The organism is Niabella aquatica (assembly GCF_054779315.1).
Window position 1 is genome coordinate 393,660 of the sequence record NZ_BAAGYM010000008.1, and the last position, 26,356, is coordinate 420,015.

The window sequence follows — 26,356 nt, forward strand, 5'->3', positions numbered from 1 at the left end:
TCATGTATATTCATCAACATACCTGTATCTCTCCGCAGCAAACAAACAGTGCCCTTCCCCCGGAAGAAATAAGCGTTTCTGCTGATGGAAAACTGTTGGCTAAAGAACCTGTACTGGAAGGAGTGCCACCGGCTATGCTGCGCCGGATGAGCAAGGCGGTGAGAATGGGTATCGGTGCCGGATTGCCTTTAATAAAAAACAACGATATCAATGGGATCATTATTGGCTCGGCTAACGGCGGTATGGAAGATTGTATCCAGTTTCTTAACCAGCTCATTGATTATGATGAAGGGCTGTTAACACCAACCAATTTTGTACAAAGCACCCCTAATGCTATTGCCGGGCAATTAAGCCTCCTTACCCAAAACCGGGGCTACAATGCCACACATGTACATAATGGTTTGGCTTTTGAAAATGCCTTGCTGGATGCTCAAATGCTCATTAATGAGCATCCGGGTCACAATTATCTGGTTGGGGGAGTAGATGAAATATCTTCTTATAACTATAATATAGACTACCTGGCCGGCTGGTACAGCAAAACAAAAACCAGCAATGAGCTATATACTTCCGATTTACCTGCAACAATTGCCGGGGAAGGGGCCACCATGTTTATTGTAAATAATAATCCTGATAAAGCTTTGGCCAAATTAAAAGCCATACAAATATTTCATAGCGGAGATGATCGCCTGGTTACAGAAAAATTTACACAATTCATTAGCCAAAATGTGCCGCATAGAGATAACACGATATTTATTACGGGTGAAAATGGCGACAACCGGTTCATTCCCCTGTATGTAAAATGCGAAGAGGCTTTTGGCTCGGCCATACCGGTTGTACGGTATAAACATATAACCGGGGAATACCCCACCGTCTCTTCCTTTGCGCTCTGGCTGGCCTGCCAGGCGCTGCAGTTACAAAACCTGCCGCCTCATTTCTATAAAAATGAGCACAATCTTACTCAAATCAAGCATATTATTTTATACAATCAGTACCAGGGAAGACAACATAGCTTTACTTTTGTAACACAATAAATTTTAAATAAAAACCAACGTTTATGAAACTGTATTCGCTCTCGTTAATAGCGTCATTGCTATTGTTTTGCAACCTTGCAAATGGTCAGAAAATAAAAGTAAAAGAAGGAAACGCCCATGTTCTTAAAGGCGAAAAAGCCCTGAACATAGAATTTACCTACGACAACCTGAGTGTAGGCAAGTTCAAAAATGAAGAAGAGTACATTGCGAAAAAGAGAGAGGAATACAATAAAAAAGAGGAAGGAAAGGGCGACAAATGGGCTGAATCATGGATCAACGACAGAAGCCGGGCTTACCAACCCCAGTTCCTGGAACAGTTTTTAGAAAAATCGGGTGTGAAAAATGAAAAAAATGCAAAATATACGCTGATATTTCATACTACCTTTATAGAACCCGGCTTTAATGTAGGCGCATGGAGAAAGAATGCATATATAGATGCTGTTGTTACTATTGTAGAAACAGCTAACAGAAACCAGGTTGTGGCTGTTATTACGATCGACGATGCACCGGGCCGTGATGCAATGGGATATGATTTTGATACAAGCTGGCGAATTTCTGAGGCGTATGCCAAGGCGGGTAAATCGCTGGCAAAGCTTATGTGGTAGGTTTTTGCTATACGAGGTCAGACAACAATTTTTCCTCCAAAATAACTCTGGATGGATTTGCGGTTTTATTCTGCCACTTTATGAGGCGAATAAAGCCGCTTTCTATTTCTATACCCGTTATATCGCCATCCGAGAAACAGCAGCAGCCTGTGTTAAAATATGTAGGTTTAATGGTAGTATAATCTTCATCGAGCGTATCAAAACGTTTTTGATAGGTTTTTACCTCATCATTGATCTTTGCGATCAGGTTTTTGTCTTTACGCGCTTCTGCCAAACGCATTTGCCGGTGCAGACGTTCCAGGTGGGTGAGCGACTCAAATACCGGCTGGTGCGTGTGGCCTGTTATTAATATCATATTTTTTTGTGTGGCGCTCCATTCATACATAATTTCGTTGTGTACTGTTTTTTTGTAGCTGTCGTTGGAGGGCTCATTGGGATTGATGCGCAGGAAAGATTGTAAAGGCGCCCATACCCTGGCTATAAAAAATTTTGTAAGCCAGTTGCCATCGCTGTTCGCATCGCCCTGGTGGCCATGTGTGCATAATATTTGCAAAGGGGTGTCATTTACTGCTGTTGTCAGAACAGCTCCTTCATACACTTTCACTTTTTGCCCGTATATGTTTTCCAGCTCAAGTGAAGCAAGGGGGTCATTCGCCCAATACAGATCGTGATTGCCAAATATTTTTATAAAAGCGTTCTTTGACAGGAACCTGCTTTCCAGCTCAAAAGTAGTTTTATAGGCTTTTTTCACCTGCCAGAAAAGATTTTCCCAAAGCTCTTCACAGTCGCCCAATGCAATGAAACAAAAATCATTTTGCAAGTAATAATCCAGTGCTGCGAGGTAGCTTGCTTCAGCGGTTACAAAATCGTCTGCGCCGTTTCGGTTGCCTTTATGCTGATCTGAAAAAATAATAAAGCGCCCGCCATAATTGCTCAGGGAAATTACAGGCCCTTTTTTTCCGGGCTCTTCTAAAATGTTATCGTACAGCTTTGAAAGAGCGTTATAAATTCTTTCTTTATCCGGGCGCGAGGCAAACCTGTCCGAAAGCCATAAAACAGGCTTCCTGAATAGGTATTGCAAAAATTTACGCATATCTCTTCAAAAATAGGGATCCCTGTTCTATTATGAATTCGTACTGCTTTCTTTAAAAGAATTTCCCGGGTTTTTTTGTCTGTATTATTTATTTTAACTGTTGCGTTGAGATAAATTTATACGTTGTACAAAATACAAAATCTATACGATTATGAGTAAAGCCGCTTTTTTTTTACTGGCTGCAATTATAGCCTGCACGGGTTGTCGTAAAGAAAAGCAGGGAGAAAAATTTACAGGGATAGAAAATATCTCTTTCGAAAATTATCCCAGGGTGGATGGCTCTACCTCTTCATATATACTGAACGTAACGGTAGCCTGTAAAATGTTAGGGGTACCTTACCAATGGGTGGCGCCGGGCATTAGTTCTGAATGGATCTTGCAGCCGGTATATGAAAAAATCCCTGAAAAGTATTATTCTTTTTTCTGGCAAAGATTAAAAAGCTCTAAAACCCACGATGCGTTTATAAACCTGGTTGATGGTTCTGCAGACATTATACTTAGAAGCAGCACCGCTTCGCCCGATGAAAAAGCCTATGCTGATGCCGCCGGTGTTACGGTTATGGAAACTCCTGTTGCTTCAGATGCTTTTGTTTTTTTGGTAAACAAGAAGAATCCCGTAAGATCGCTTACAGTGGAGCAGATACGCAAAATATATACCGGCGAAATAACCAACTGGTCGCAGGTGGGCGGTAAAAACGTGGCTATAAAAGTGTTTACGCGCCCGCGCAATTCGGGCAGTGAGGAAGTGTTCCGGGCGCTGGTAATGGGAAATCTGGAACCAGCCAACTTCCCGGCAAGTGCCATCGGCGGTATGGCTGGTGTATTTACAGAAGTACGGGGTGAAGAGAACGCCATCTGTTATACTTTCAACAACTATAAAAATTTACAGGCGCGTATACCCGATAGTGAAGTACCTAAAATAGCCATCAATGGCATTTTTCCTGGTGAGAGCACCATTAAAAACGGTACCTATTCTTTTATAACAAAATTGTATGTTGCCATCCGGTCTGATGTAGACCACCACTCCATAGCCTATAAACTGTATGAATGGTTACGATCGGCAGATGCAAAACCTACGCTTGCTGAATGTGGCTTTATTCCAGAATAAACGGTGTATTCAATTAAAACACCGGTCCGTATCTAAGTTTTTTATCGTTCCGGGAAGTAAATTTATCAGGATAAATAATATCGTGGGCTGTTTCGTATCCCTCATCGGATGCAGCCGAAAGCCGGTGATGCGATCTGCGTTTGCGTATTTCACATAAAACCCCTGCCACGGTTGTAACCGCAACACCCAATAACACTAAACCTATTACACTGTACGTTTTCTTCATCAAATAAAATTTATCCCGGTTGTGGTTAACAAAAATATGGCTGCGCCATTGATTTGTAGCAAATTATATACCGGTTTATCATAATAACAAATTTACTTAAAAAAGTTTTTGTTGGGCGGCCAAAATAACATGTTTTTAAGGATAAAATAATACGATTAGAGTGGATTTAATAAGATAATAATATAAAGGGTAAGCCTTTTTTTATTTACGCTGCTGCGAAAATAACCAGTTCAATAACCCTGGTTCTGCAAAAGCTGCATCCCAGCTGTTATGATTGGCATCAGGATATAAGGTAAACATAACATTTACTTTATTTTTTTTCATTGCAGCGACCATTTCTTCTGAGTATTTGGGAGGTACCACATCATCTTTAGCTCCATGAAACACCCACCATTTTACACTTTTAAGGTTAGGAGCTGTAGCGGTGCTGGCCCCGCCACATATAGGTATTGCCGCAGCGAATGTTTGCGGCATCCTGTTTACCAGCTCGAAAGTGCCCATGCCACCCATGCTCAGGCCCATAACATATACTTTTTTTCGCTGTACGTTGTATTTGTCAAAAAGCTGCCTCGTAAGCTCCATTACCAGTTGCATAGGAAATGTAGGGGTACCGCCGGCTGTAAAGTCAAAAGACCTGTCTTTGCCCGCACCTGTTATTTTTACATTGCTCCAGAAAGACCTTTGGCTGCATTGCGGAAATACTACGATGGCGGGGAATTGGGCCCTGTTCTCATTTTTAAGAAAAAGAGCCGCTCCGTGCGTAAGCTGTTTTTCGTTATCATTGCCCCGCTCACCGGCACCGTGTAAGAAAATCACCAGCGGGTACTTTTTATGCGGGTCATAATTATCGGGCAACAACAGCCTGTAAGGTAAGGTGTCCTGATCTTTTATAAGTACATGTTTTTCGAAAGCATCGAAAGACTGGGCATATGCACCAGAAAACGAAAAAACAATGTATAACAGCAATAACAACTTATTCTTCATGGAAGTATTTTACGGCAAGTTAAAAACAGATTGGGTATAAAAATACTTTTATTTTTTTCATATTGTAATTGAACCCAATATTGAATTTATCTTTATGCTTCTTTATTATCTTTAGCAAAAGCTTAAAGATTAAAAAAAGCTTCTAGAATATGCAATTAGCGCTGCCCAAAGTGGTGTCCGGTACCAGCCTGCTTGGAAATCTTTACAAAGAAAGAACCCTTCAGGAGAAAATGGATATTGTAAAAGAATATATTGATGCCTGCCCCGGAACACCCATGTTTGACTCTGCGGGAAAATACGGCGCGGGGCTGGCTCTGGAAGATTTGGGCAAATGTTTAAAAGAGCTGGGTATTGCCAGAGATACGGTGCTTATCAGTAACAAACTTGCCTGGGTAAGAAAGCCGCTTACCACTCCTGAGCCTACTTTTGAGCAGGGTATTTGGGAGCACCTGAAGTATGATGCCGAGCAAAAAATAAGCTATGAGGGCATATTACAGTGCTTTGAAGAAGGCAATGAACTGCTCGGCGGCTACGATTCGCAGCTGGCATCGGTACATGACCCCGATGAATACCTGGCAGCGGCTAAAGATGATGCCGATTATCAAAAAAGATATGCAGATGTACTGGAAGCTTACCGTGCTTTAACCGATCTGAAGAATAAAGGGATAGTGGCGGGTATTGGTATCGGCGCTAAAGACTGGCGCTCTATTGAAAAAATATCGAGGGATGTGCGGCTGGATTGGGTAATGATAGCCAATAGCTATACCATCTACCATCATCCCAGGGAGCTGATTGATTTTGTAGAAACCCTGCATCAAAAAGGGATTACTGTTATCAACTCGGCAGTTTTTCACGGAGGCTTTCTGATGGGCAGCGATTTTTTCGATTATATACAGCTGAGCAGGGAGAATCCGGAGCATACAAAATATTATAAATGGCGCGACCGGTTTAATGAACTATGCGGGGAATACAACATCGCGCCTGCTGCTGCTGCTATTTATTTTGGTTTGCATATTCCCGGCGTAAAAAGTATCGCCTTAAACAGCAGCAATCCTAAACGGGTAAGGCATAATATAGAAATGGCGAATGCTGAAATTCCTGCTATATTCTGGCAAAGAATGAAAGAAGAAGGGCTGATTGATGAAAGATACCCGCATTTGTAGCCCGCTTAATAATTTTTCTCTGAATTGGGCTTCCTGCCGTTGGATCATACCGGAATGGTGCTAAGGCTATGGACAAGTATTGGTGAATTTGGGCGGATTTATTAAAGAACAGTAAATAATGAGAACATTAGTATGCACATCACCCGGGTTATTTGAATATAAAAATATCCCGGTTCCTGAACTCCAAAAGGATCAGGCTATTATAAAGATCAAAAGAATTGGCATTTGTGGTACCGATCTGCATGCCTATGAAGGAACACAGCCTTTTTTTAGTTATCCCCGTATTTTAGGGCACGAACTTTCGGGTGAGTTGATGGACTTTGATAATGCGCCCGGTTTTAAAAAAGGAACTGCGGTATCCGTCATTCCTTATTTTAATTGCGGCACCTGTATTGCCTGCCGCAGGGGTAAACCTAATTGTTGTGCTGATATAAAAGTGTTTGGCGTTCATATTGATGGAGGCATGAAAGAATATATTTCTGTACCCTCAAAATATTTATTACAGGGCGAAGGATTAAGCTTTGATGAGCTGGCGCTTGTAGAACCGCTTGCTATTGGAGCACATGGGGTAAGACGTGCCGATGTTCGCCCCGGCGATTTTGTGCTGGTGATCGGCGCCGGCCCTATTGGACTGGGCACCATGGAATTCGCCCGTATTGCAGGCGCTAAAGTAATTGCGCTGGATATAAATGAGCAACGCCTGCAGTTTTGCAAAGAAAATCTGAGGGTTCATGCGGCAGTTAATGCTATGGATCCCGATGTTACGGATCAGTTAAAAAAGATTACAGGAGGCGACATGCCAACGGCTGTAATTGATGCCACCGGTAATTTAAGGGCTATCAATAATGCTATTCACTACCTGGCACATGGAGGTAATTATGTATTGATAGGGTTACAAAAAGAGCCATTCTCATTCAGCCATCCGGAGTTTCATAAACGTGAATCAACCCTGATGAGCAGCCGTAATGCCACGCGCGATGATTTTGAACATGTTATCAAAAGTATGCAAGCGGGTTGGGTTAATCCTAAAACATATATCACGCATACCGTTCATTTTGAGCAGGTGAAAGATCACTTTGCATCGTGGCTGAATCCTGAAACCGGTGTTATTAAAGCAATGGTTGAGATGTAACTGCTTGCTTTACAGGTATATAAGCGGCATTTTAATAAAAGCATAAAGGACGATCAAATAAATCTTACCTCCTGAACACTGAAATGAAGCCGACCGGTACTACCTTTTTAACAAATTGAAGTTAAAAAACTCAGCTTTCTCTTGTAAATTTATTATTGTTTTGGGCCAGGAACTTACCGGTTCGGCAGTCAGGTAATTCCTGTTAAATTTTCCTTCATCCTTTGTGTATTTCGTGAATGAAAAATTTTTAATGTAGGTTTGATATATGGGTACAATAGCTCGTAAAAAATCAGCAAAAAAAGAGATCATTCTTCAAACAGCGGCAGCAATGTTCCGCGAGAGAGGCTTTGCTGCAAGCTCTATGCGTGATCTTGCTGAAAAGATCGGTATAGAAGCTGCCAGCCTGTATAATCATATAGAATCCAAAGCCCAGATATTGGAAGAGATCATAGAAAGTGTGTCTGAAGAATGCAGGCTTCATTTAGAGCATCTTCAAAAATCAGATACCAGCTCGCTGGAAAAGATAGAGTCGCTTATTCGCTTTCACACCCGTATGATGATGAACCGGTTTGAAGAATACTCTGTTATGGTAAGCCAGTGGATATACCTGGAAGGAGATAAATTTTCCATTTTTGCCACTGATCGGCGGGATTATGTGAAACAGATGGAAGCCATCGTGGAGGACGGTATTCAAAAAGGAGAACTGAAGCCGGTAATGCCTTACGTAGTGGTATTAAACATTCTGTCTTCGGTACGTGGGCTTGAGTTTTGGCAGCGCAGTGCCAAAAGCCATACCGCCCAGGAAATGGAAGATAATATGGTGACCCATTTAATTGGGGGAATAAAAATCCATGACTGATAAAATCATACTTGCGGTTTATCAGCCGGTAAGCAGGCATTATTTTAAGACAATGGATCGTGCTACCGGCAAAAAATTTACCAGGCTACCTTAATTTTGCAGAAATACTCCACTATTCATTTTCAAAAAAACTACTGCCCCGCTTTTAATTGTAGCGTTAGCGCTTATGGATGTATCGTTAAAATTATACGCTATAATTATCTCCAGGACATTGGTTTTAGCAGGATCTACCATTTGCAGAAACTTAAAGCTGCCGGCTTCTGATAAAAACAATTTTTTGCCGGTAGCGCGTTCGAGCAGTTCTTTTATGATCTGCAGCTGGCATACCCCGGGCAATACGGGCTGACCGGGAAAGTGACCCTCAAAAATTTTATGATTGGCGTTTACGGTTATGGTTGCTATTGCCTTGCCGCCTTCGCTGCTAAACGTATCAAGTGTGTATAAATTTTCAATCAGCATAAGGCTGCAAATTTATGAGTTTCTCCAATGGAACGATTTCATATCCCGCCTGTTGTACCTGCTCTATCAACTCAGGCAGAATCTTTACAGTAATGGCTGCCGTATCATGGAACAGAAAAATACTTCCCGGCTTTAAAGAACGATGTAATTTTTTCAGCAAAGCTGCTTCATTTTTAGCTATGCTATCCATGCTGCGCACATTCCAGCCAATGGCTTCATATCCCATTGTTTCAACTGCCTTTTTTAAATGAGGTGTTGTGACTCCATAAGGCGGGCGAAACCATTTCATTTCAATATTCAACGTTTCCTTCACCAACTGGTGCATTTGCTTTAGGTCTTTCAGCATGTTTTTTGATGATAACAGGTCGAACCAGTAACCGTGGGTGTGGCTATGGGAGCCAATGGTATGTCCCTGATGATGTAACTTTTTCAGTAGTTCCTTATTCGCTGCTGCATTTTTGCCGATACAAAAAAAAGTAGCTTTTATATGATAGGTGGCCAGTATTTGTAATATTTGGGGAGTGTATTGTTCCTGGGGGCCGTCATCAAAAGTAAACGCAATTTTTTTTTCATTGGTATAAGCCGTGCAAATAGTTTTCATATAAAACTGCGAATGCACAAAATAGCTGCCGTAAAAAAGTAATAAAAGATAGGAAATGGCCAGTAGTGTATAAGCTGCGAGAGATACGCCGGAGCAAATATCCAGTATAATAAGCATCAGGAGCAGCAATGCAAAGGTAATATTGGTGTTCTTGAAATTTAACATGCAGATAAAAGGTACAGGGCCGGGTACCTTTGCAGGTAATTGTTGTAGACCAGGATATTGGTTACAGCGGCTTCCCCGAATTTTTTCTCTTTTAAAATATGAGATGCCATCCACAGGGCAAAGCTAATGGATGTAGGATACTCCCCGCAGTACTGTTTATAAGTAATCACCTTGTTTTTTGAAAACAGGTTACGGATCAGCTCGCTGTAGTGTATATTTTCCCCGCTATTACCGTTATTGCCGGTTATTACCAGGTCTATATCTTCAACAGGAATGTTATTTTCTTTTAGAAAACCTTCCGTTAAAGAAGTCGCCGGCATTTCGGGGTTGTAATAATTTTTAAATGCCGTTAACCGGGCCAGCGCACCATGCTTGTTTTTGTCAAGCACAAAGAATGCGGCGCCTTCGCCAGCCATGGTGCCCTTAGTGTTACTGTCTGTAAGCAATAAGCTTTCTGTTTCTGTTTTATATAACCCAAAGCGCTTCAATATAGCGTGGCTTTTGTCAGTAATTTCATCTGCTGCCCCTACTAAAACGTTCCGTGCTTCGCCTTCTTCCAGCAAAGAAACGGCATCTGTTAATGCGGCTTCGAACGAAGCGCCCCGGTGCACATAGGTATTATTATAGTTGTGGCACTGTAACATCAGGGCTATTTGCGCAGCCACGGTATTATGAGTAGATTGGATAAAGGCCGTTGGCGATAGCAGCGTTTCTTCAAACTCTATCATCCTTGTCAAAAACTGGTCTGTATCGGCCAGGCAGCCGTAAGCGGTTCCGGTAATAATAGCATCGGGACTTTTTATGCCAGCCTGCAGCAACGTTTCTGATGCGGCAGCTACGCCCATTTTAATAATGCGGCTCATGCGGCGGATCAGTTTCGCATCCACATACTTTGTATAGTCTGGCTCAATGCAGCGGAGCTTATCTCCCTGGTAATTTGCCGGCGCCGTCATCATTGTTTCAAAATCCTGCTGCGGCGATACGGCGCCGGTAGCTTTTATATAAACAGGAAGACCTGGTTCTTCAGATATTGTACTTTCAATAAGCATGTAAATAGGATATGTGCGAATGTATATCAAAAAAATGTATCTGCCGGCAGTTAACCCTGAGCTGGTTTTGTTTCTTTTTTCTCCATGGAGCAACGATCTAATGGGCATCAAAGCGTCTCTCGGTCCGGAAGTACTGGCACTTCTTTTCAGCAGAATCTGATAAAGCAGGAAGTATCTGCAGAAAATAGCCCACTATCCCTGATGAAGTACGCAACATATATAGCATTTGGAGGCCAATGCCTTTGCATCGTGCTTATGAACCGGAAAAGGCAAGGGATACGCGGCCAAAATTTAAGTAGGGAGGGGATAAGTCGTGCCGGGCCGCATAAGTCTAACACGGCAGCACCTTTTATTTGAAATATGAAGAAATAGCAACGAACTTTTTAGCTCGCTGTTATTTCTTCATCTATGGAGTGCTCTAAAACAGCACTTTCTCCGGTTATTCAGGTTGTTTTAGCCTGCTGAATAATTAAAACAGCTGTTACAACGGCTTTATTTATCATAAGGCTTTCAGGTTGATTTCAGATTTTGCCAGCTTTGTTAAAAGCGTATCACAGCTCTTCTCCTGCTTTAGGGTTTCCAGCAGTAATTTAAGACCTTCTTTATTTCCCAATAGTTTGGCATATGTGGCCAGTGTGCCATACGTAGCAATTTCGTAATGCTCTACTTTTTGTGAGGCGGCAATAATGCCGGCATCTCTTACCGGCCCGGGTTGGGTTTCTTTAATAATATTTTCTCCTTCTTTCAAAAGCCCATCCATGGCATCACATTTTTGCGCCTGTGCTTTTTTGCCCAATGTTTTAAATACTTCTTCAATTCTTGTTACATGACTTTTCGTTTCTTCAAGATGGTCGCCGATAGCCTTTTTCAGATTCGCTGAGGCCGCATTTTTTTGCATTTTGGGTAATGCTTTTGTTAATGCTTTTTCTGCCCAGTAAATATCTTTAAGCCCGTCTTCAAAAAAGTCTTTCAACGCTTCTGCTGCGTCTTTTGCAGGAGCTATTTTTCCTGTTGTACTTGCTTTTGCCATTTTTTATACAATTTATGGGTAAATAAATAATGCTGAAAAATCCTTTATCCTTATTAAGGGTGAATATATGTGTGGCATGAGGTTTATTTTTTCATTTTCATAATAAGGGCTATCGCTTTATGCTGTTTATAAGAAAAAACTGTACCAGTCTTTATCTGTATTTTTATTATCCGGGATATTCCTGAAAAATGTTTTAACCGTTGTTACGCCGTAAGCCTACAACACCGATCTGCTCCTACTATATTGGCCAGGATGGCGATAAGATTGTTACAGGTATTTTTTACTTTGGTAACAGGAAGAAGTGAATTTTTTTATTAAAGGGACCTCCGTTTTATGACTTTGGTAGGATTCCGTTTCACAATGATCTTTTCTTCCAGTATGGCCTGCGCAACCGATCTGCCCATGGCTTCAAAATCTGTTGAGATGACGGTGATGCCGTCTTCCAGTATTTCCTTCACATCGGTATCATTATAAGAGATCAGGCCAATGTCCAGACCCAGTTTTAGTTTCTTTTTTCTTGCCATCTTGATTAAGGCCACATCATCGGTGTCGTACCGGCTAAACGTTACATAAGCATTTCCTTTCTGCAAATTTTTTTCATCAATTTCCGATTGTATCAGGTACGGGAATGCTGTTTCCGTGCAATAATGCAGAAAGCCTTCGATCACCATTCGCGCATGAACCGCTTCGGGGTGTGCCACCAGCACGAGCCGGTTGTATTTGCATAATTCATTTTTAAGTTTATGAAGGCTGTGGTAAATATCATACCCATAGTCCTGGTAGATGCAGCTGTAATTACCTGTCAGGCCCTGCTGGTTTAAGTCGATAATAATTCTTTTCTTATCAGGGATCAGGTTTAGGAGCGGCGCCACATCTTCTTTAAGAAAGGTGGCAATCACATAATGAGTATATTTTCCCAGGTTTTCTTTTATCAGCTTTTCAAACACTTGGTAATTGTGGTGGTGAAAATAAATATCAATATCAGCCCGTTTTTCCAGTTGGTTAAAAAGGTTCCGGTAAAACTGTTCGCGCAGGATATTCATTTTATCCAGCAGCAGGAAGACGCGAAAAGAATGAACAATATTTTTCTTGCGTACAAAATATCCTTTCCGGTACACCGATTCAATAATGCCTTTCTCAACCAGCTCGCTCAACCCTTTCAGCAGGGTTTCCTTGCTCATCTTTAATTGTTGCTGGAGTTTTTTTAAGGAGGGAACCTGATCGCCTATATGGAGCTGGTCATTTTCAATCAGTCCGATAATATAATCTGCCAGCTGTTGGTATTTCATTCTGCCCGGGCCGCCTTTTTGAAAATCATTTTCGTTTACAGTCACCATAAATAAATATTTGAACAAATTTAGTTAATAGACCATACAAACCAAACCAGCACTTATAATCACGTTTATTTATTACCAGGAATGAAGACCTTGAAATTCGGCCTGCAAAAAAGAAAAATATTTTATTATTTAAAAAAATGTATTATGTTTGTTTTACAAACCAGACCAGACCATACTGTTTTTAAAATTTAACGATTGAATATGAAATTAACATTAACACTTTTCGGTTGCTTTTTACTGGGCCTCTTTTGCTATGGCCAGGAAGTTAAAAGTATTTCGATTATTGTATTGGATGAGAATGGCAGTCCTTTGCCACAAGCAACTGCTATTGTTTCTCAAACCAAAAAATCTGTTATAGCTAACGATGTAGGATATATTAAGCTGACTGATGTAAACGCAGGAGAAACCGTTATAGTTTCTATGGTAGGTTATTTAAGCAAGAACATTACTGTTGGTACGGCATCTACTATTACAGTCCGGTTGACACCTACCGAATCGACGTTAGAAGATGTAGTGGTAATTGGATATGGAGAAGTGAAACGAAAAGATTTAACCGGCTCCGCAGGTTCTGTAAACATGAAAGACATACAGAAAGCACCTGTGGCCAATGTAGATGATGCTTTAGCAGGGCGCGTGGCGGGCGTTCAGGTTGTTTCAGCCGATGGGCAGCCGGGAAACAATTCATTTATTACCATTCGGGGTTCTAACTCTATAACGCAGGACAACAGTCCTTTATTCGTAGTAGATGGTTTTCCTATTGAAACGTCTATTAATGGGTTGCTCAATCCAAGCGATATTGAGTCAATTGACATTTTGAAAGATGCCTCAGCAACCGCTATTTATGGCGCCAGAGCGGCGAACGGGGTGGTCATTATTACTACTAGAAAGGGCAAAGCCGGCAAGCCGGTTATTTCTTACGAAGGATGGGCGGGTGTACAGCAGAATATTAAAAGGCATGAAATGCTAAGTCCTTACGAGTTTGTGAAATATCAATTGGAATACAATGATGCCGTATATAGGCCAGTTTTTATAAACAGCGAACACCCGACGCTGGAATCTTATAAAGATGTAAAAGGGTTTGACTGGCAGTCTTTGCTGATAAAGGACGCGCCGATGCAAAGTCACACCCTTTCGCTAAGAGGCGGCGATACCAAAACCAATTATAGCCTGAGCGCTTCTGCGGTTGATCAAAAAGGCATCATCATTGAAAGCGGCATAAAAAGGAACACCGGCAAGCTTTATTTAGGCCAGGTAATTAACGATAAATTGAGGCTGGGAATTTCAGCATATTACAGCTACCTGAATAGGTACGGTGAGCTCGCCAACCAGCAAACAGAAGGAACCAGCGGAAGTTCTACAGCGTATATTATGAATAATATATGGGGGTACAGCCCTGTTACCGGCACTAGGGAAGATGATGAAGCGCTGATGAATGACGGTCTTGATCCTAATGTAATAGCAACCGCAGATTTCCGTTTCAACCCTTTATTGAGGACTAAAAATACCTATGATGAGTTTTTCAATAAACTGTCATTGGTTAATGCGTTTCTGGAATACAAACTTTTAAAAGATTTACGGCTAAAGATTTCAGGAGGAATTACTAATAGTAATTCAAGGTATGAGAAGTTTTATAATACCAATACGCCCCAGGGAAGCCCGCTAACGGGATACGGTTCCACCAATGGCGTTAATGGTTCTATCAGCAATTATAATTATTACAACTGGTTAAATGAAAATACGCTCACCTATACTAAGAAGATAAAAGACCATAACCTGGTAGTTCTGACAGGATTTACTTTACAGCGAAATTCAAATAAGAGCGATGGTGTTTCGGCGATTTTAATTCCTAATGAAAGCCTTGGCATTAATGGTCTGGACGAGGGTACAGTCAGCGGCGCACTTGCGGGCGCGTCTTACTCTACATTAGCTTCTTTTTTAGGAAGAGTGAATTATAGTTATAAAGATAAATATTTACTGACCGCATCGCTCCGGTATGACGGGTCTTCTAAATTTTCTGACGGCCACAAGTGGGGAAGTTTCCCTTCTGTATCTGCCGCATGGAATTTTAAAAAGGAGAACCTGTTTAAACCGCTGTCTTTCCTGTCCAATGGCAAGTTGCGTGCAGGCTACGGGTTGATTGGCAATAACAGGGTTTCAGATTTTGCCTACCTGCCCAGCCTCAAGGTTAACATATTATCAAACAGCGCTAATACCACATCAGGATATCCGTTCAATAATTCACTTACAACCGGGGTTATACCGGCAACGCTTGGAAACGACCAGTTAAAATGGGAAACCACTGCATCGGTAAACGTCGGTTTGGATTTAGGGTTTTTAAAGAACAGGGTTGAAATAATTTCCGATTATTATTATAAAAAAACTACCGATTTATTGCTGAACGCAACGCTTGCCGCATCTACGGGCTATGGGTCTGCATACAAGAATATAGGGGACGTTTCCAACCGCGGGTTTGAATTTACATTAATCACTAAAAATGTCAGCACAAAGAATTTTAGCTGGGAAAGCAACTTTAATATAAGCTTTAACAGGAATAAGATATTAAATCTCAACGATGATCAGCCATCTCTTACAACCTTGGTTGCATGGAATGCCAATTATAATACGGCTCAGCCCTATATTGCACGCCCGGGATATCCTATTGCCATGTTTTACGGGTATGTGTTTGATGGAATTTATCAGTTTTCTGATTTTACAACATCCGGCGGCAAGTATGTGCTAAAACCCGAAATACCCAATAATGGGAACACGGCAGCTTCTATACACCCGGGCGATATTAAGTATAAAGATATAAACGGGGATGGAATGGTAAACAGCATGGACCAGACGATTATCGGCAATCCTAACCCGGTGCATACCGGGGGCTTTACCAATAACTTTAATTATAAAGGAGTTGACCTGAATATTTTCTTCCAGTGGTCTTATGGAAATGATGTATTAAATGCAAACAGGCTGGTTTTTGAGGGAAGCGGACGGCCGCTGCTGAATCTTTTTAAAACCGTAGAAAACAGGTGGACACCTGATAACCCTTCAAATACGCTATATAGTGCAATAGGCCAGGGGATTACAGCCTATTCCAGCCGTGTTATAGAAGATGGTTCGTACCTGCGGCTTAAAACAGTTTCGTTGGGATATAATTTCTCCGACAAGCTGCTCAGCCGTGCAAAAATGAAAGCCCTAAGGGTATATTGTTCCGCGCAAAACCTGCTTACATGGACAAAATACTCCGGCCTCAACCCGGCGGCGTCTGTGAGGCCAACGGCTTTAACACCGGGCTTTGACTGGTCTGCTTACCCGCTTGCCAGGACAATAGTGTTTGGAATGAACCTTACCTTTTAACTCTTTAAATTCAGTAATCATGAAACAGTATAAAAATATTATAGCCGTTATACTATTGCTTCCTTTTATAGTATCCTGTAAAAAGTTTCTGAGCACAGTGCCGCCAGATTCATTGTCGCCGGTAAATTATTATAATACACAGGCAGACCTAGAGCGCGCCCTGGCTGGTGTTTACGACAGGTTGCAGGATACCAGGGTATATGGCGAGTGCATCCCCACCAATCTTTCTTTTAGCGATGAATTTTTTTATGCCCGTGCCACTAGCGAAATCAAAGCCAATTTTATTGACCCTTCCACGCTGGAGCTGAACAGGAATTATGAGTCATTATATGCTGGTATCGAAAGGGCTAATATGCTGCTGGAAAATGTAGATAAAGCCAATACCACCGATGCCGTTAAGAACGAAGTGAAAGGGCAGGCGCTGTTTTTGAGGGCATACTATTACTACCTGCTTGCAGATATGTATGGCGATGTGCCTTTCAAATTAACTTCGTCCAAATCACCTGCCGAGCCCCCGCTGCCACAAACGCCCGCCAAACAGATATTTGAAAAAGTAGTTGCGGATATGAAAGAGGCTGCAGGTCTTGTTGTACCATCGGTTACTTATGGAGGAAAAATATCCAAAAGCGCGGTACAGGGAATTTTAGCAAGAGTGTTATTAAAAATGGCGGGTTATCCGTTTAACGATACAGGAAAATATGAGGAAGCAAAAGCTTATTGCGATAGTGTCATTACTTCTGGGCTTCATGAGCTAAATCCCGATTATAAGCAGATATTTATTAACCATTGTGAGGATAAGTATGATGTAAAAGAGAGTATCTGGGAGGTAGAATTTTATGGAAACAACGCCGCCCAGATAAAGGAAGCGGGCAGGATCGGCGTTGTTAACGGAATTTCTTGTACCAACCTGAATATAGGCTATGGTTATGATATGATAAGGACTTCCGCCAAATTGTATAATAGTTACGGCAGCGGCGACCTGCGCAGGGATTGGTGCGTGGCCCCTTATGTGTACCAGGTTGTAAATAATATAACCTCAAAAAAAACCTGGCTGGCAACCCAGGTATATGACAGGAACCCGGGCAAATGGCGCAGAGAATATGAGGTGTTTTCTCCAAAAGTCAAAGACTTTAGTGCTATAAACTTTCCACTTTTGAGGTATGCCGATGTGTTATTGATGCGTGCGGAAGCCGGAAACGAAATGAACGGGCCGGCAGATGCCCTTAGCTTTATCAACCAGGTAAGAAGGCGCGCCTTTGGTATACCCGGTAATACGCTAAATGTGGCTGTAGATATACCTTCCGGTATTTCACAATCAGCCCTGCGTGATACGATTAGAAATGAGCGCTTCAGGGAACTGGCTTTTGAAGGTTTAAGAAAGCATGATTTAATCAGGTGGGGCGTTTATGTTAGTACTATGAAGGACTTTGTAAACGATATTGCAGCAACCGCGCCTGCCGATTACAAATACGCGTCTACAGCCGCTAAAAATGTTGCGGAGCGCAGTGTACTTTTCCCCATACCCAATACAGAGATAGCGGTGAACAAAACCATCATTCAAAACCCCGGGTGGTAATTTTTAACCTTAAAGTAATTGAATTATGAATAAAGTATTAAGTGTTTTATTTGTTTTAATGATTTTCATTTCCTGCGCTAAAAGAGATGAAGTGAAAATGCCTGATGATTTTGAGGTATTTGCCGATAAGCAAACATATAAGGTAGGCGATACAATATCATTTAATTTTTCTGGAAATCCGGATCATATTGTTTTTTGGTCAGGCGCAGATGGGAATAATTACGATTATAGAACGAGAACAGAGATCGAAGGAAATAGCCTGGTGCTGAACTTTAAAAGTTTTTCCCAGCTTGGTCAGGTAGATAAGGACAATATTAAATTGCTGGTATCAAATGATTTTAGTGGTGTATATGATTCTGCAAACGTTCGTTCTGCTACATGGTTGGACGTTACAAACAAGGCTGTGTGGTCTTCGGGTGCCGATCAAACGCCTTCAGGCGATATTGTATTGGATGAATTCGCAGAAGGAAATAAAAATATAGTCATTGCGTTTCGCTATGTAACCAATGTTGTTAAGCCTTTGACACTCCAAAACAGGTGGGTTATCCGGTCATTTGATCTCAATAGTATCAATCAGGCAGGAAAAACAATTCCATTATTAAATATGGCAACAGCCGGATGGAAACGTTTTAGTTTTGCAGGGGTTGCTACGACCTGGGAAATTTATTCTGCGCAACTTATTTCACAGCGAAATGATGTAGAGTTAGATGATGATTGGATACTTACCAAACAGATACGCCCTAATGCTGTTGATCCCGATAGAGGTGCTGCTATAAAAACTATTACCGGCTCAATGCCTGATTTTAAAACGACATATAGTAAACCTGGAGTGTATAAAGTAGTTTTTGAAGCTACGAATGCAGGCTTGAAGGAATCCAAAAGAGTGCTAAGAGAATTAATGCTGACAATACAGCCATAACCCACTATTTAATGATGTTTGAAATAAAAATAGATTTAAAAAAAATAGCTCGCTTATTTTTATTAAAACCGGTATGCAAATATGGTATCCTGGTTACAGGGTTTTTGTGGTTATTCTTTCAGGATGGCGCGGCTCAGAATTTATTAATCGAAGCTGAGGACTTCCAGTTTAAAGGTGGATGGATTCTTGCAAAGGAGCCGGGTGTTTCAGGTACCGGTGGTTTTACCGTAGTCAGCACCCCTGCCAATGATGCGTTGACCGTAATCAAAATAAATAAAGAAGCAAAGTATAATGTTTGGGTGCGTACCCGGGATTTTCCAAATCAGTCGCCGGGCACCCGATTGTCCCGTTTATCCATCAATGACGAACAACTTGCAGAGCAGGGGAAGCACGGCCGTGATGGTTATTACTGGGAGAAAGTAGGCGCCGTATCCCTCGTGAAAGGAGAGAGTGTGATTAAGATACATGATACGAAGATGAACCATGCCAGGGTGGACGCGATATTGTTGTCGGGTGATGATGCATTCAATCCCAATGACAAAGCAGTCGCTGATTTAGCCGTTTTTCGGGTAATGCCCAGCCTGGTCAGGTTGATGGAAGACGAAAGCGAAAACTCGGAAGGTTCAGTTTCCTCCGAAATACCTTCGGGTTCAAAAGAGGTACGCCGTATTGGGAATGATAAAATCCGCCTAAGCGTATTGCAACCTACCGGGAATGCCGGTGGCAGGCTGTTTACAAAGATAGAAGGGAACATCGGGGGGCAGTGGATTAGCTTAGACAGCAGGCAGGAGGACAGCCGGATATCATTAATTTCTACGGATAAAACCGGGGTGTCGTATAGTTCTTTCGTGCCATCGTGGAGCAGTACGCAACAGAGTAAAAAGTATATTTTGCTAAACGGCAAAAAACACTATGTGTTGGGAAAAGATGATGCCACCAACCCGTTTATGGCTGGTGTTGTAACACGTGCTATTCCCATGAAAATAAAAGCTGCTTCAGGAAATACTCTGGAAATAGAATATAAACTTTCGGATAATGATGCGCTAACAGCACTTTGGAACATCAGGCCGGGAGCTACCCATGTAGATTTGTCCGTTACCTATACTACTAAAAAGGCCGGGTATTACAGTATCGCGGTAGAAGCTTTCAACGGCGTGGACAGCTCATTGGTTTCCAATGTACAGTTGCCCCCGTTGTATCAGTATCAGCGGTTGCCGGCAGCGCCCACGCTTGTGCCACTGGCGCTAAGCCCACAGCCGCTAAGCATTGTTGAAATAAAGACTTCTGCTAATCTTCCGGTTAGTTTTTTTATTACAGGAGATCCTGAGCAATTTTCAAGGCAATGGGCTGCCTATGATTTTGGATTGGGCTTAAAGGGCATAGATAATAAGGTGCAGCCGGTAGCTTTTTCGCCCATTATAGGGCTTGAAGGGAGCCATAACAATAAAGGTGTTCAAATAACCAGATCCTTTAAGTTAGGGATGGCGGCTGTAGGCTGGGATCATTTACTGCATTATATTTCTGATAGTATTTTTCAGGTTAAAGACTACAGGAAGCAAAGCACTCCTTTAACAAAATCCTTTTTCAATATTATAGATTTAATGAAGAACGATACGGCATCCGGCTGGAGCGCCAAGCGCAAGGGTTTTTTAGACATTGAGTCCGACCCAGCGAAACTGATAGAGGTAGCACAGCCATCACCGCTAACGGTATTGTCGGCAGCCGTTTTAACGAATGATGAAGACCTGTATATAAAAAGAGCGCTTCCCATTATAGAATTTACATTGTCAAGAAAAGGTTATCGGTGGGGGATACCGCCGCCACAAAGTGCTAATAAACAGATAACCGAGTTCAATCCTTTTAAATCGCAGTTCAATACAGCTTATTATGAAGGGCTTAATGCCTTGTTGGGGAACAAGAACCCCTGGATAAAAGATATAGCCATGCCTGACGGAAAGCCGAGGTATAGTGGGGGCTACGGTACCCAGGAAGGATGGACAGGAGATCTGGCAGCATACAAACTAACAAAGGATAATGAGTGGCTGTCGCTTGCCAAAGAAAAGGCAAATACTTTTATCTTTCAAGAGGTGTTGGGGCAAAAAAACAAAATTTTAAGCCATTGGGCTTTTTACAATGTTTCGTCTTACCCACCCTGGTTCGACTTAATGGATTTATATGATATCACCGGCGATGCGAAATATTTAACAGCGGCCAAATATGCAGCGTTTTTTACGATTGCTGGAATTAGATCCTATCCGCTTGTAAAAAATGAACCCCAGGTCATTCATCCCGGAGGTAAATATGTGGGCAATAGCAGGGTTTTTTGGAGAGAAGACAAACCGTTTAAGTTAGGATACCCCCGCATTCCCGGCGATATGAAAGAAAAAACGGTTTTGGATGTAGTGGTTTCGCCGGTCGGGCTGGGTATTGAGCAGCCTGCAACTTACTTTAACGATGGGAAGGGTGTACAAAATGTATATATGTCCAGTTGGGCGCCTTCATTGCTCAGGCTGACAGGTTCCAAAGGAGATGACATTTTCAACATATACGCACGGAACGCGGTTGTCGGAAGGTTTACGAACTATCCGGGGTACTATGCCGCCGGTTATACAGATGTGGTCTTGGATTCCATATACCCCTATAAAGGACCGGATGTAACGTCTATATACTATCATCATTTGCCGGCGCATTTATCGTTCTTATTGGATTTTTTGATTACGGAAGCGGTGCAGCGGTCTAACGGTACCATTACTTTCCCTTATTCCCGGCAAAACGGTTTCGTTTGGTTTAGTAACCGCATCTATGGAACGCAGCAGGGCAATATCGGGAATAAAAAAGTATCTCTGTTTCTTAGAAAAAGGCTTATTCAGATAGATGAGCCGGAGATCAATTACCTGACTGCCATTTCTGATGACAGCCTGTACCTGGTATTACTGAATGAAAGTAATAACGCGATTGCGGCAAATATTAAAACGAATAATTCCGGCGGGTATATCGCTGCTAATAAAATTTCGAAGCAGGTACCGGCCAAAGGAATAGCGATAGTAACCGTGCCTTTGTTAAAAAAGTACAGCAATGCTGCTGATGGTTTAAAGCCTGTAAAAAACGGTATGAAGATCGTTGATCTCGGTAAATCTTTTGGCAGGTTATTCCTGTACCGGATCCGCTCACCCTTTGGATGGGACTCGGTTTTTGGTTTTGTAGATCAGGATTTTAATGTGGGCGGCTCTGCCAGAACAGCCAGCCTTTCATTGGAACAAAGCAGCGGTAACAACGACAAAGGCTCATTTCCCTATGAATGGTCTTTCCTGAAAATCGGAACGGAGGAAAAAGTGGACCTGGTATTCTTGGTGAAAGAAGGAGCTAAAGTATTAAAAGAGCTTAAAATTAAAATGTAAGATGAAGAAGAAGCATATTGGTATTTTATTGATATTGATTATAGCTCTCGCTAACCGGTTAGCGGCACAGTATATAGCACCGCAATATAAAAATAAGCCGGTTTTCTATCCGCTTAAATATGGAGATGTCAATCCAGCTGGTTGGTTGAAAGACTGGTGTATTACAGCAAAGAATGGGCTTGTACTTCATAACCCAGCGTTTAGAGAAGGGTGGATAAATGGCCATCCGCCTACCTTTTTAAATGAACAAAGTGCTTATTGGATAGATGGCATGATGCGGCTGGGGTTCATATTGAACGATCAACAGCTTATACAAACTGCTTCCACTGACATTAAATCGGTGATCAGAAATAACTATTTAAGCCCTTCTTCATGGGCTACAGCGGTGTATGCTAGGGCTGTTTTGGCATATTATTATGGAACCAAAGATCCGGTTGCACTAGAATATCTTTTATCTTTTTTTAAGAGTGCCAATGTATATGGATTCTCAGACGTGGTCGCTATGAAGGCGCCAAACGATCCGCGTGGCGAATTTCTGGCCACCACCCAGCCCAGAAACCTGGTGCAGGTAGAGCCTATGCTGGAAACCTATATATTAACCGGTAATGATACTATTTTGCATAAAGCGCTGGCCGGACTGGATTTTTACGCCAAAAGATTTGTAGAGCATTGGTTGGCAACGAATATAGAGCAGCTTAATATGCGTGGTTGTTATGCTGGAATGGACAGTGCCATTTTTAAAACTTTGCCGCCTTACAAAGATGCTTTTATGGCCTGCCTTCCGGCTATGCATGGTGTTTCTTTCAACGAATTTGCCAAGTTGTGGGCTATTGGTTATTTGTTCAATGGCAATAATGATTATCTAAAAGCTTCGGTTAACGCTTATGCTCAAATCGATTCATTGCACATGATGTCTTATGGCGTTAATTCCTCCTGGGAAAACCTGATGGGCATAAGTCCGGAACTGGGTACAGAAACATGCAACATATCTGATTTTATCAACTCTAACATCTGGTTATATCGGATTACCGGCGATGCCGTTTATGGTGATAAAATTGAAAAAGCGTTTTTTAATGCAGCGCCCGCGGCGGTAGATAGCGGGTTTCAGCATTTGGTGTACCTGCAATCGGCTAACGAGGTAAAGCAGGATGATAAGTTTGCGTATAAAGAAGTTCACGACCCCATGTGCTGCAATGGTAACGTTGCCCGTATGTTGCCTAACTATATTTTACATATGGTAATGGCTACGGCAGATAACGGTTTGGCTGTAAATATGTATGGTCCTTGTAAAGTTAATACTTTGATTAACAATCAAACTATAATGTTTAAAGTGCTTACAAAGTACCCTTTCAAACATGATGTAACCATTAAATTTGATCAGAAGCAGGCAGTGTTATTTCCACTTTATTTAAGGGTGCCCTCCTGGTGTAATGCTTTTGAAGTGTATTTGAATGGAAAGAAAATACCCGCGAATTTGAGAAATGGTTTTCTGAACTTAAACAGATTTTGGAAATTAAATGATGAAGTAACCCTAAAGTTTCAAACAGAAATAAAAGTAAAAGATGGCATTACCCGGTCCAACGGTGCAGTAAGCTCTCTCACCGGTGCAGATGTCGCAGTTGCGGGCAAGCCATATTCCACTGTAGAGTATGGACCGCTGTTGTTTGCCCTCGACCTTTCAACAGGAAGCAGGTATAATTATTCTTTAGCAGATGAACATTTTAAGGTTAAGTACTCTGGGTCAGGTAAAAGTTTTAACTGGAAGCAGCCTCCTGTTACCATTGTCGCAGATTTGATAGAAACAGATTGGAAAAATGCACCTGCTTTGCCAGCGAGTATTAAAAAAAACGGAGATGCAATAGAAAAAATGATATTGATTCCTTACGGAAGTACAACGGGACAAAAGATATCCGTGTTTCCATTTTATAAAGCTGATTAAACAATGAAGTTATACTCTATATTATCACGCTTCAGAGAGTCATTTTTTGTGGTATTATTGTGGGGGCCATGCCTAAAATTATGTGCACAGGTTAATAAACATGATGTGGTTGATTTTGTGAATCCTTTAATAGGTACTTTTTCTACTACCGCTTTGTCTGCGGGCAATACTTATCCATCGGTAGGCAGGCCTTTTGGCATGAATACCTGGTCGGCCCAGACCGGTGATAATAATGATCGGGGCTTATACACTTACCAGTCTAATTTTATATACGGTTTCCGGCAAACGCGCCAGGCAAGCTACTGGATAGGCGACTACGGGCAGTTTTCCATAATGCCGGTCATCAGCAGGTCGCAGTTCACGCAGGAAAAAAGAAGGAGTTGGTTTTCGCATAAATCAGAAAAGGCAACCCCGTATTATTACCAGGTTTACCTGGGAGATCATCATGCCCATGTCGCTTTTACTTCAATGGAAAGGAGCGCCTTGTTCCGGGTAAATTTTTACCCCACAGACAGCGCTTTCATTGTTGTGGACGCCTTTGACAAAGGTTCTTATGTGAAAATATCCGCAGATAAAAAACGTATTACCGGATATTCTGTTAAAAATGAAGGAGGCGTTTCGTCCAACTTTAGAAATTATTTTGTCCTGGAGTTTAGCGAACCTTTCTTGTCTGCCGATGTGTGGGACGGCGATTCGCTGTATAGCGGAAAGCAGGAAATAAAAGGCAATCATGCGGGCGCCATCGTGGGGTTTAAGAATAATAACCCGGAAAAGCCGTTGGAAATAAAAGTAGCCTCGTCATTCATCAGCCCTGAGCAGGCGCTGATAAATCTTGAAGAGATCGGTAATAAATCCTTTGAAGAAATAAAAGCGGCATCCAGGACTATTTGGAATCAGTCGCTGCAAAAGATACTGGTTGATGGCGGTACAGAAAAACAGCTACGTACTTTTTATTCCTGTTTATACCGTATGCTCATCTTCCCGAGAAAAATTTATGAGATCGGCAAAGACGGAAAGCCGCTTTATTACAGCCCGTTTAGCGGCAAGGTACGGGAAGGAAAATTGTACGCGGACAATGGTTTTTGGGACACTTATCGAGCCCAGTTCCCTTTCCTGAATCTTTTTTTTCCTGAAATTGTTTCAGAAGTTTTGGAGAGCATGGTTAATACCTATAAAGAAAGCGGTTGGCTGCCGGAGTGGTTCAGCCCCGGTCACCGGGATTGTATGATAGGCTCTCATTCCGCATCCATAATTGCGGACGCGTATTTAAAAGGCATACGAAGTAAGGATATAGACCTGCTGTATAAGGGGATACTTCAAAACTCGGAAAAAGAAGGCCCGCTTAGCTCGCTGGGCAGGTTGGGTGCATCATACTATAACAGGCAGGGTTACGTTCCCTGTGATGTAAATATCAATCAGGATGTATCCAGGACACTTGAATATGCGTATGATGATTTTGCTGTTTACCGGTTAGCGAAAGCGCTGGGGCGCAACAGCGATGAGGTTCAGACTTTTTTAAAGCGAAGTTTTAATTATAAATATCTCTTTGATGTTTCCACAGGGTTGATGAGGCCCAGAAACGCGGACGGTTCTTTTCTTCAGCCTTTTAACCCATTCAGTTGGGGCGGCCATTTTACCGAAGCGTGTAGCTGGCAATACACATGGTCTGTCCCTCACGATCCGGCAGGGCTTGCGCGGTTAATGGGTGGATATGAGCCGTTTATTCAAAAGCTGGATTCAATTTTTTTATTGCCGCCTGTTTTTGATGTAAGCTATTATAAACGGGGCGTTATTCATTTGGCAAGGGAAATGCAGGGTGTGGATATGGGGCAATACGCGCACCTGAACGAACCCATGCACCATGTAATTTACCTGTATAATTATGGCGCTCCCTGGAAAGCGCAATACCGGGCAAGAGAGGTAATGGACCGGTTATATTCAGACCAGCCGGACGGATATCCCGGAGAAGAGGACAACGGCCAGATGTCCGCCTGGTACGTATTTTCGGCTATGGGGTTTTATCCTTTAAATCCTGTTAGCAACGAGTATGCGATAGGAAGCCCGCTGTTTAAAAATGTTAAAATGCAATTGCCCAACGGAAAGATAATAGCAATAAAGGCTGCTAATAACAGTAAAGAAAACAGGTATGTCAATAAACTGCTGATAAACGGGTGCGTCAGTTCAAAAAATTATATCAGCTACGATCAGTTGAAAAACGGAGCTGTATTAAACTTTGAAATGGCGCCGCAGCCCAACAAGAAAAGAGGTATTGCCAAAGAAGATTATCCCTCATCAGCATCTGATGAAATGAGGAATTAAATATAA

Annotated in this window: 20 protein-coding genes; 12 read left to right on the plus strand and 8 right to left on the minus strand. The window is 42.0% G+C overall.

Going from position 1 to position 26,356, the window contains the following annotated elements:
• Positions 1 to 2 precede the first annotated feature (2 nt).
• Both ACYVBM_RS08695 and ACYVBM_RS08700 read left to right on the plus strand, forming a co-directional pair.
• On the plus strand, positions 3 to 1,031 hold the full coding sequence (locus ACYVBM_RS08695) for a beta-ketoacyl synthase chain length factor (protein WP_460685252.1): 1,029 nt from the start codon (positions 3 to 5) through the stop codon (positions 1,029 to 1,031).
• A 23-nt stretch (positions 1,032 to 1,054) separates the two neighbouring features.
• Positions 1,055 to 1,636, plus strand: a complete 582-nt coding sequence (locus ACYVBM_RS08700; protein WP_460685253.1) for a hypothetical protein — start codon at positions 1,055 to 1,057, stop codon at positions 1,634 to 1,636.
• Positions 1,637 to 1,643: 7 nt separating this feature from the next.
• Here the strand turns inward: ACYVBM_RS08700 and ACYVBM_RS08705 are convergent, their stop codons facing one another.
• On the minus strand, positions 1,644 to 2,729 hold the full coding sequence (locus ACYVBM_RS08705; protein ID WP_460685254.1) for a metallophosphoesterase: 1,086 nt from the start codon (positions 2,727 to 2,729) through the stop codon (positions 1,644 to 1,646).
• Between the two features lie 151 nt (positions 2,730 to 2,880).
• Between ACYVBM_RS08705 and ACYVBM_RS08710 the strand changes: the two genes are divergently transcribed.
• Positions 2,881 to 3,837, plus strand: a complete 957-nt coding sequence (locus ACYVBM_RS08710) for a PstS family phosphate ABC transporter substrate-binding protein (RefSeq protein ID WP_460685255.1) — start codon at positions 2,881 to 2,883, stop codon at positions 3,835 to 3,837.
• Positions 3,838 to 3,850: 13 nt separating this feature from the next.
• Here ACYVBM_RS08710 and ACYVBM_RS08715 read toward each other — a convergent pair whose 3' ends face one another.
• Both ACYVBM_RS08715 and ACYVBM_RS08720 read right to left on the minus strand, forming a co-directional pair.
• The gene (locus tag ACYVBM_RS08715; RefSeq protein WP_460685256.1) at positions 3,851 to 4,063 is read right to left on the minus strand and encodes a hypothetical protein; all 213 of its coding nucleotides are present in this window, start codon (positions 4,061 to 4,063) and stop codon (positions 3,851 to 3,853) included.
• Positions 4,064 to 4,264: 201 nt separating this feature from the next.
• A complete protein-coding gene (locus ACYVBM_RS08720; RefSeq protein WP_460685257.1) occupies positions 4,265 to 5,047 on the minus strand; it encodes a carboxylesterase family protein in 783 nt (260 codons plus the stop codon).
• Between the two features lie 149 nt (positions 5,048 to 5,196).
• On the opposite strand from ACYVBM_RS08720, the gene ACYVBM_RS08725 reads away from it, so the two are divergent.
• From ACYVBM_RS08725 to ACYVBM_RS08735, 3 genes are all read left to right on the plus strand, one after another.
• Positions 5,197 to 6,210, plus strand: coding sequence for an aldo/keto reductase (locus ACYVBM_RS08725; RefSeq protein WP_460685258.1), 1,014 nt, complete (start codon positions 5,197 to 5,199; stop codon positions 6,208 to 6,210).
• Positions 6,211 to 6,328: 118 nt separating this feature from the next.
• Positions 6,329 to 7,342 carry a zinc-binding alcohol dehydrogenase family protein gene (locus ACYVBM_RS08730; RefSeq protein WP_460685259.1) on the plus strand — a complete coding sequence of 338 codons (1,014 nt, stop codon included), beginning with the start codon at positions 6,329 to 6,331 and terminating at the stop codon, positions 7,340 to 7,342.
• A gap of 265 nt (positions 7,343 to 7,607) precedes the next feature.
• Positions 7,608 to 8,201, plus strand: a complete 594-nt coding sequence (locus tag ACYVBM_RS08735; RefSeq protein ID WP_460685260.1) for a TetR/AcrR family transcriptional regulator — start codon at positions 7,608 to 7,610, stop codon at positions 8,199 to 8,201.
• A 90-nt stretch (positions 8,202 to 8,291) separates the two neighbouring features.
• Here the strand turns inward: ACYVBM_RS08735 and ACYVBM_RS08740 are convergent, their stop codons facing one another.
• The 5 genes from ACYVBM_RS08740 to ACYVBM_RS08760 all read right to left on the minus strand — a co-directional run bounded on the left by ACYVBM_RS08740 (position 8,292) and on the right by ACYVBM_RS08760 (position 12,842).
• A complete protein-coding gene (locus tag ACYVBM_RS08740; protein ID WP_460685261.1) occupies positions 8,292 to 8,660 on the minus strand; it encodes a 3-hydroxyacyl-ACP dehydratase in 369 nt (122 codons plus the stop codon).
• Complete coding sequence (locus ACYVBM_RS08745; RefSeq protein WP_460685262.1) at positions 8,650 to 9,426, minus strand: polysaccharide deacetylase family protein; 777 nt, start codon at positions 9,424 to 9,426, stop codon at positions 8,650 to 8,652. The genes ACYVBM_RS08740 and ACYVBM_RS08745 overlap by 11 nt, the downstream gene beginning before the upstream one ends.
• Positions 9,420 to 10,475 carry a beta-ketoacyl synthase N-terminal-like domain-containing protein gene (locus tag ACYVBM_RS08750; RefSeq protein ID WP_460685263.1) on the minus strand — a complete coding sequence of 352 codons (1,056 nt, stop codon included), beginning with the start codon at positions 10,473 to 10,475 and terminating at the stop codon, positions 9,420 to 9,422. The genes ACYVBM_RS08745 and ACYVBM_RS08750 overlap by 7 nt, the downstream gene beginning before the upstream one ends.
• Before the next feature lie 499 nt (positions 10,476 to 10,974).
• A complete protein-coding gene (locus ACYVBM_RS08755; protein WP_460685264.1) occupies positions 10,975 to 11,505 on the minus strand; it encodes a YciE/YciF ferroxidase family protein in 531 nt (176 codons plus the stop codon).
• A gap of 314 nt (positions 11,506 to 11,819) precedes the next feature.
• On the minus strand, positions 11,820 to 12,842 hold the full coding sequence (locus ACYVBM_RS08760; protein WP_460685265.1) for a GntR family transcriptional regulator: 1,023 nt from the start codon (positions 12,840 to 12,842) through the stop codon (positions 11,820 to 11,822).
• A gap of 201 nt (positions 12,843 to 13,043) precedes the next feature.
• On the opposite strand from ACYVBM_RS08760, the gene ACYVBM_RS08765 reads away from it, so the two are divergent.
• Genes ACYVBM_RS08765 through ACYVBM_RS08790 form a run of 6 tightly spaced genes read left to right on the plus strand, consistent with a single transcriptional unit; the run spans position 13,044 to position 26,350 of the window.
• Entirely contained in the window at positions 13,044 to 16,199 is a 3,156-nt protein-coding gene (locus tag ACYVBM_RS08765) for a SusC/RagA family TonB-linked outer membrane protein (RefSeq protein WP_460685266.1), read from the plus strand.
• A gap of 19 nt (positions 16,200 to 16,218) precedes the next feature.
• Positions 16,219 to 17,775 (plus strand): RagB/SusD family nutrient uptake outer membrane protein, encoded by a 1,557-nt coding sequence (locus ACYVBM_RS08770; protein ID WP_460685267.1) that lies wholly within the window; start codon positions 16,219 to 16,221, stop codon positions 17,773 to 17,775.
• Positions 17,776 to 17,800: 25 nt separating this feature from the next.
• Positions 17,801 to 18,694 (plus strand): DUF5017 domain-containing protein, encoded by an 894-nt coding sequence (locus ACYVBM_RS08775; protein ID WP_460685268.1) that lies wholly within the window; start codon positions 17,801 to 17,803, stop codon positions 18,692 to 18,694.
• A gap of 11 nt (positions 18,695 to 18,705) precedes the next feature.
• The gene (locus tag ACYVBM_RS08780) at positions 18,706 to 22,092 is read left to right on the plus strand and encodes a hypothetical protein (RefSeq protein WP_460685269.1); all 3,387 of its coding nucleotides are present in this window, start codon (positions 18,706 to 18,708) and stop codon (positions 22,090 to 22,092) included.
• A gap of 1 nt (position 22,093) precedes the next feature.
• On the plus strand, positions 22,094 to 24,031 hold the full coding sequence (locus tag ACYVBM_RS08785) for a beta-L-arabinofuranosidase domain-containing protein (protein ID WP_460685270.1): 1,938 nt from the start codon (positions 22,094 to 22,096) through the stop codon (positions 24,029 to 24,031).
• Between the two features lie 3 nt (positions 24,032 to 24,034).
• Positions 24,035 to 26,350, plus strand: coding sequence for a GH92 family glycosyl hydrolase (locus tag ACYVBM_RS08790; protein ID WP_460685271.1), 2,316 nt, complete (start codon positions 24,035 to 24,037; stop codon positions 26,348 to 26,350).
• Positions 26,351 to 26,356 lie beyond the last annotated feature (6 nt).

Coding starts and splice junctions, on each gene's coding strand:
- ACYVBM_RS08695 (WP_460685252.1), top strand. CDS start 3: ATGTATATTCATCAACATACCTGTATCTCTCCGCAGCAAACAAACAGT.
- ACYVBM_RS08700 (WP_460685253.1), top strand. CDS start 1,055: ATGAAACTGTATTCGCTCTCGTTAATAGCGTCATTGCTATTGTTTTGC.
- ACYVBM_RS08705 (WP_460685254.1), bottom strand. CDS start 2,729: ATGCGTAAATTTTTGCAATACCTATTCAGGAAGCCTGTTTTATGGCTT.
- ACYVBM_RS08710 (WP_460685255.1), top strand. CDS start 2,881: ATGAGTAAAGCCGCTTTTTTTTTACTGGCTGCAATTATAGCCTGCACG.
- ACYVBM_RS08715 (WP_460685256.1), bottom strand. CDS start 4,063: ATGAAGAAAACGTACAGTGTAATAGGTTTAGTGTTATTGGGTGTTGCG.
- ACYVBM_RS08720 (WP_460685257.1), bottom strand. CDS start 5,047: ATGAAGAATAAGTTGTTATTGCTGTTATACATTGTTTTTTCGTTTTCT.
- ACYVBM_RS08725 (WP_460685258.1), top strand. CDS start 5,197: ATGCAATTAGCGCTGCCCAAAGTGGTGTCCGGTACCAGCCTGCTTGGA.
- ACYVBM_RS08730 (WP_460685259.1), top strand. CDS start 6,329: ATGAGAACATTAGTATGCACATCACCCGGGTTATTTGAATATAAAAAT.
- ACYVBM_RS08735 (WP_460685260.1), top strand. CDS start 7,608: ATGGGTACAATAGCTCGTAAAAAATCAGCAAAAAAAGAGATCATTCTT.
- ACYVBM_RS08740 (WP_460685261.1), bottom strand. CDS start 8,660: ATGCTGATTGAAAATTTATACACACTTGATACGTTTAGCAGCGAAGGC.
- ACYVBM_RS08745 (WP_460685262.1), bottom strand. CDS start 9,426: ATGTTAAATTTCAAGAACACCAATATTACCTTTGCATTGCTGCTCCTG.
- ACYVBM_RS08750 (WP_460685263.1), bottom strand. CDS start 10,475: ATGCTTATTGAAAGTACAATATCTGAAGAACCAGGTCTTCCTGTTTAT.
- ACYVBM_RS08755 (WP_460685264.1), bottom strand. CDS start 11,505: ATGGCAAAAGCAAGTACAACAGGAAAAATAGCTCCTGCAAAAGACGCA.
- ACYVBM_RS08760 (WP_460685265.1), bottom strand. CDS start 12,842: ATGGTGACTGTAAACGAAAATGATTTTCAAAAAGGCGGCCCGGGCAGA.
- ACYVBM_RS08765 (WP_460685266.1), top strand. CDS start 13,044: ATGAAATTAACATTAACACTTTTCGGTTGCTTTTTACTGGGCCTCTTT.
- ACYVBM_RS08770 (WP_460685267.1), top strand. CDS start 16,219: ATGAAACAGTATAAAAATATTATAGCCGTTATACTATTGCTTCCTTTT.
- ACYVBM_RS08775 (WP_460685268.1), top strand. CDS start 17,801: ATGAATAAAGTATTAAGTGTTTTATTTGTTTTAATGATTTTCATTTCC.
- ACYVBM_RS08780 (WP_460685269.1), top strand. CDS start 18,706: ATGATGTTTGAAATAAAAATAGATTTAAAAAAAATAGCTCGCTTATTT.
- ACYVBM_RS08785 (WP_460685270.1), top strand. CDS start 22,094: ATGAAGAAGAAGCATATTGGTATTTTATTGATATTGATTATAGCTCTC.
- ACYVBM_RS08790 (WP_460685271.1), top strand. CDS start 24,035: ATGAAGTTATACTCTATATTATCACGCTTCAGAGAGTCATTTTTTGTG.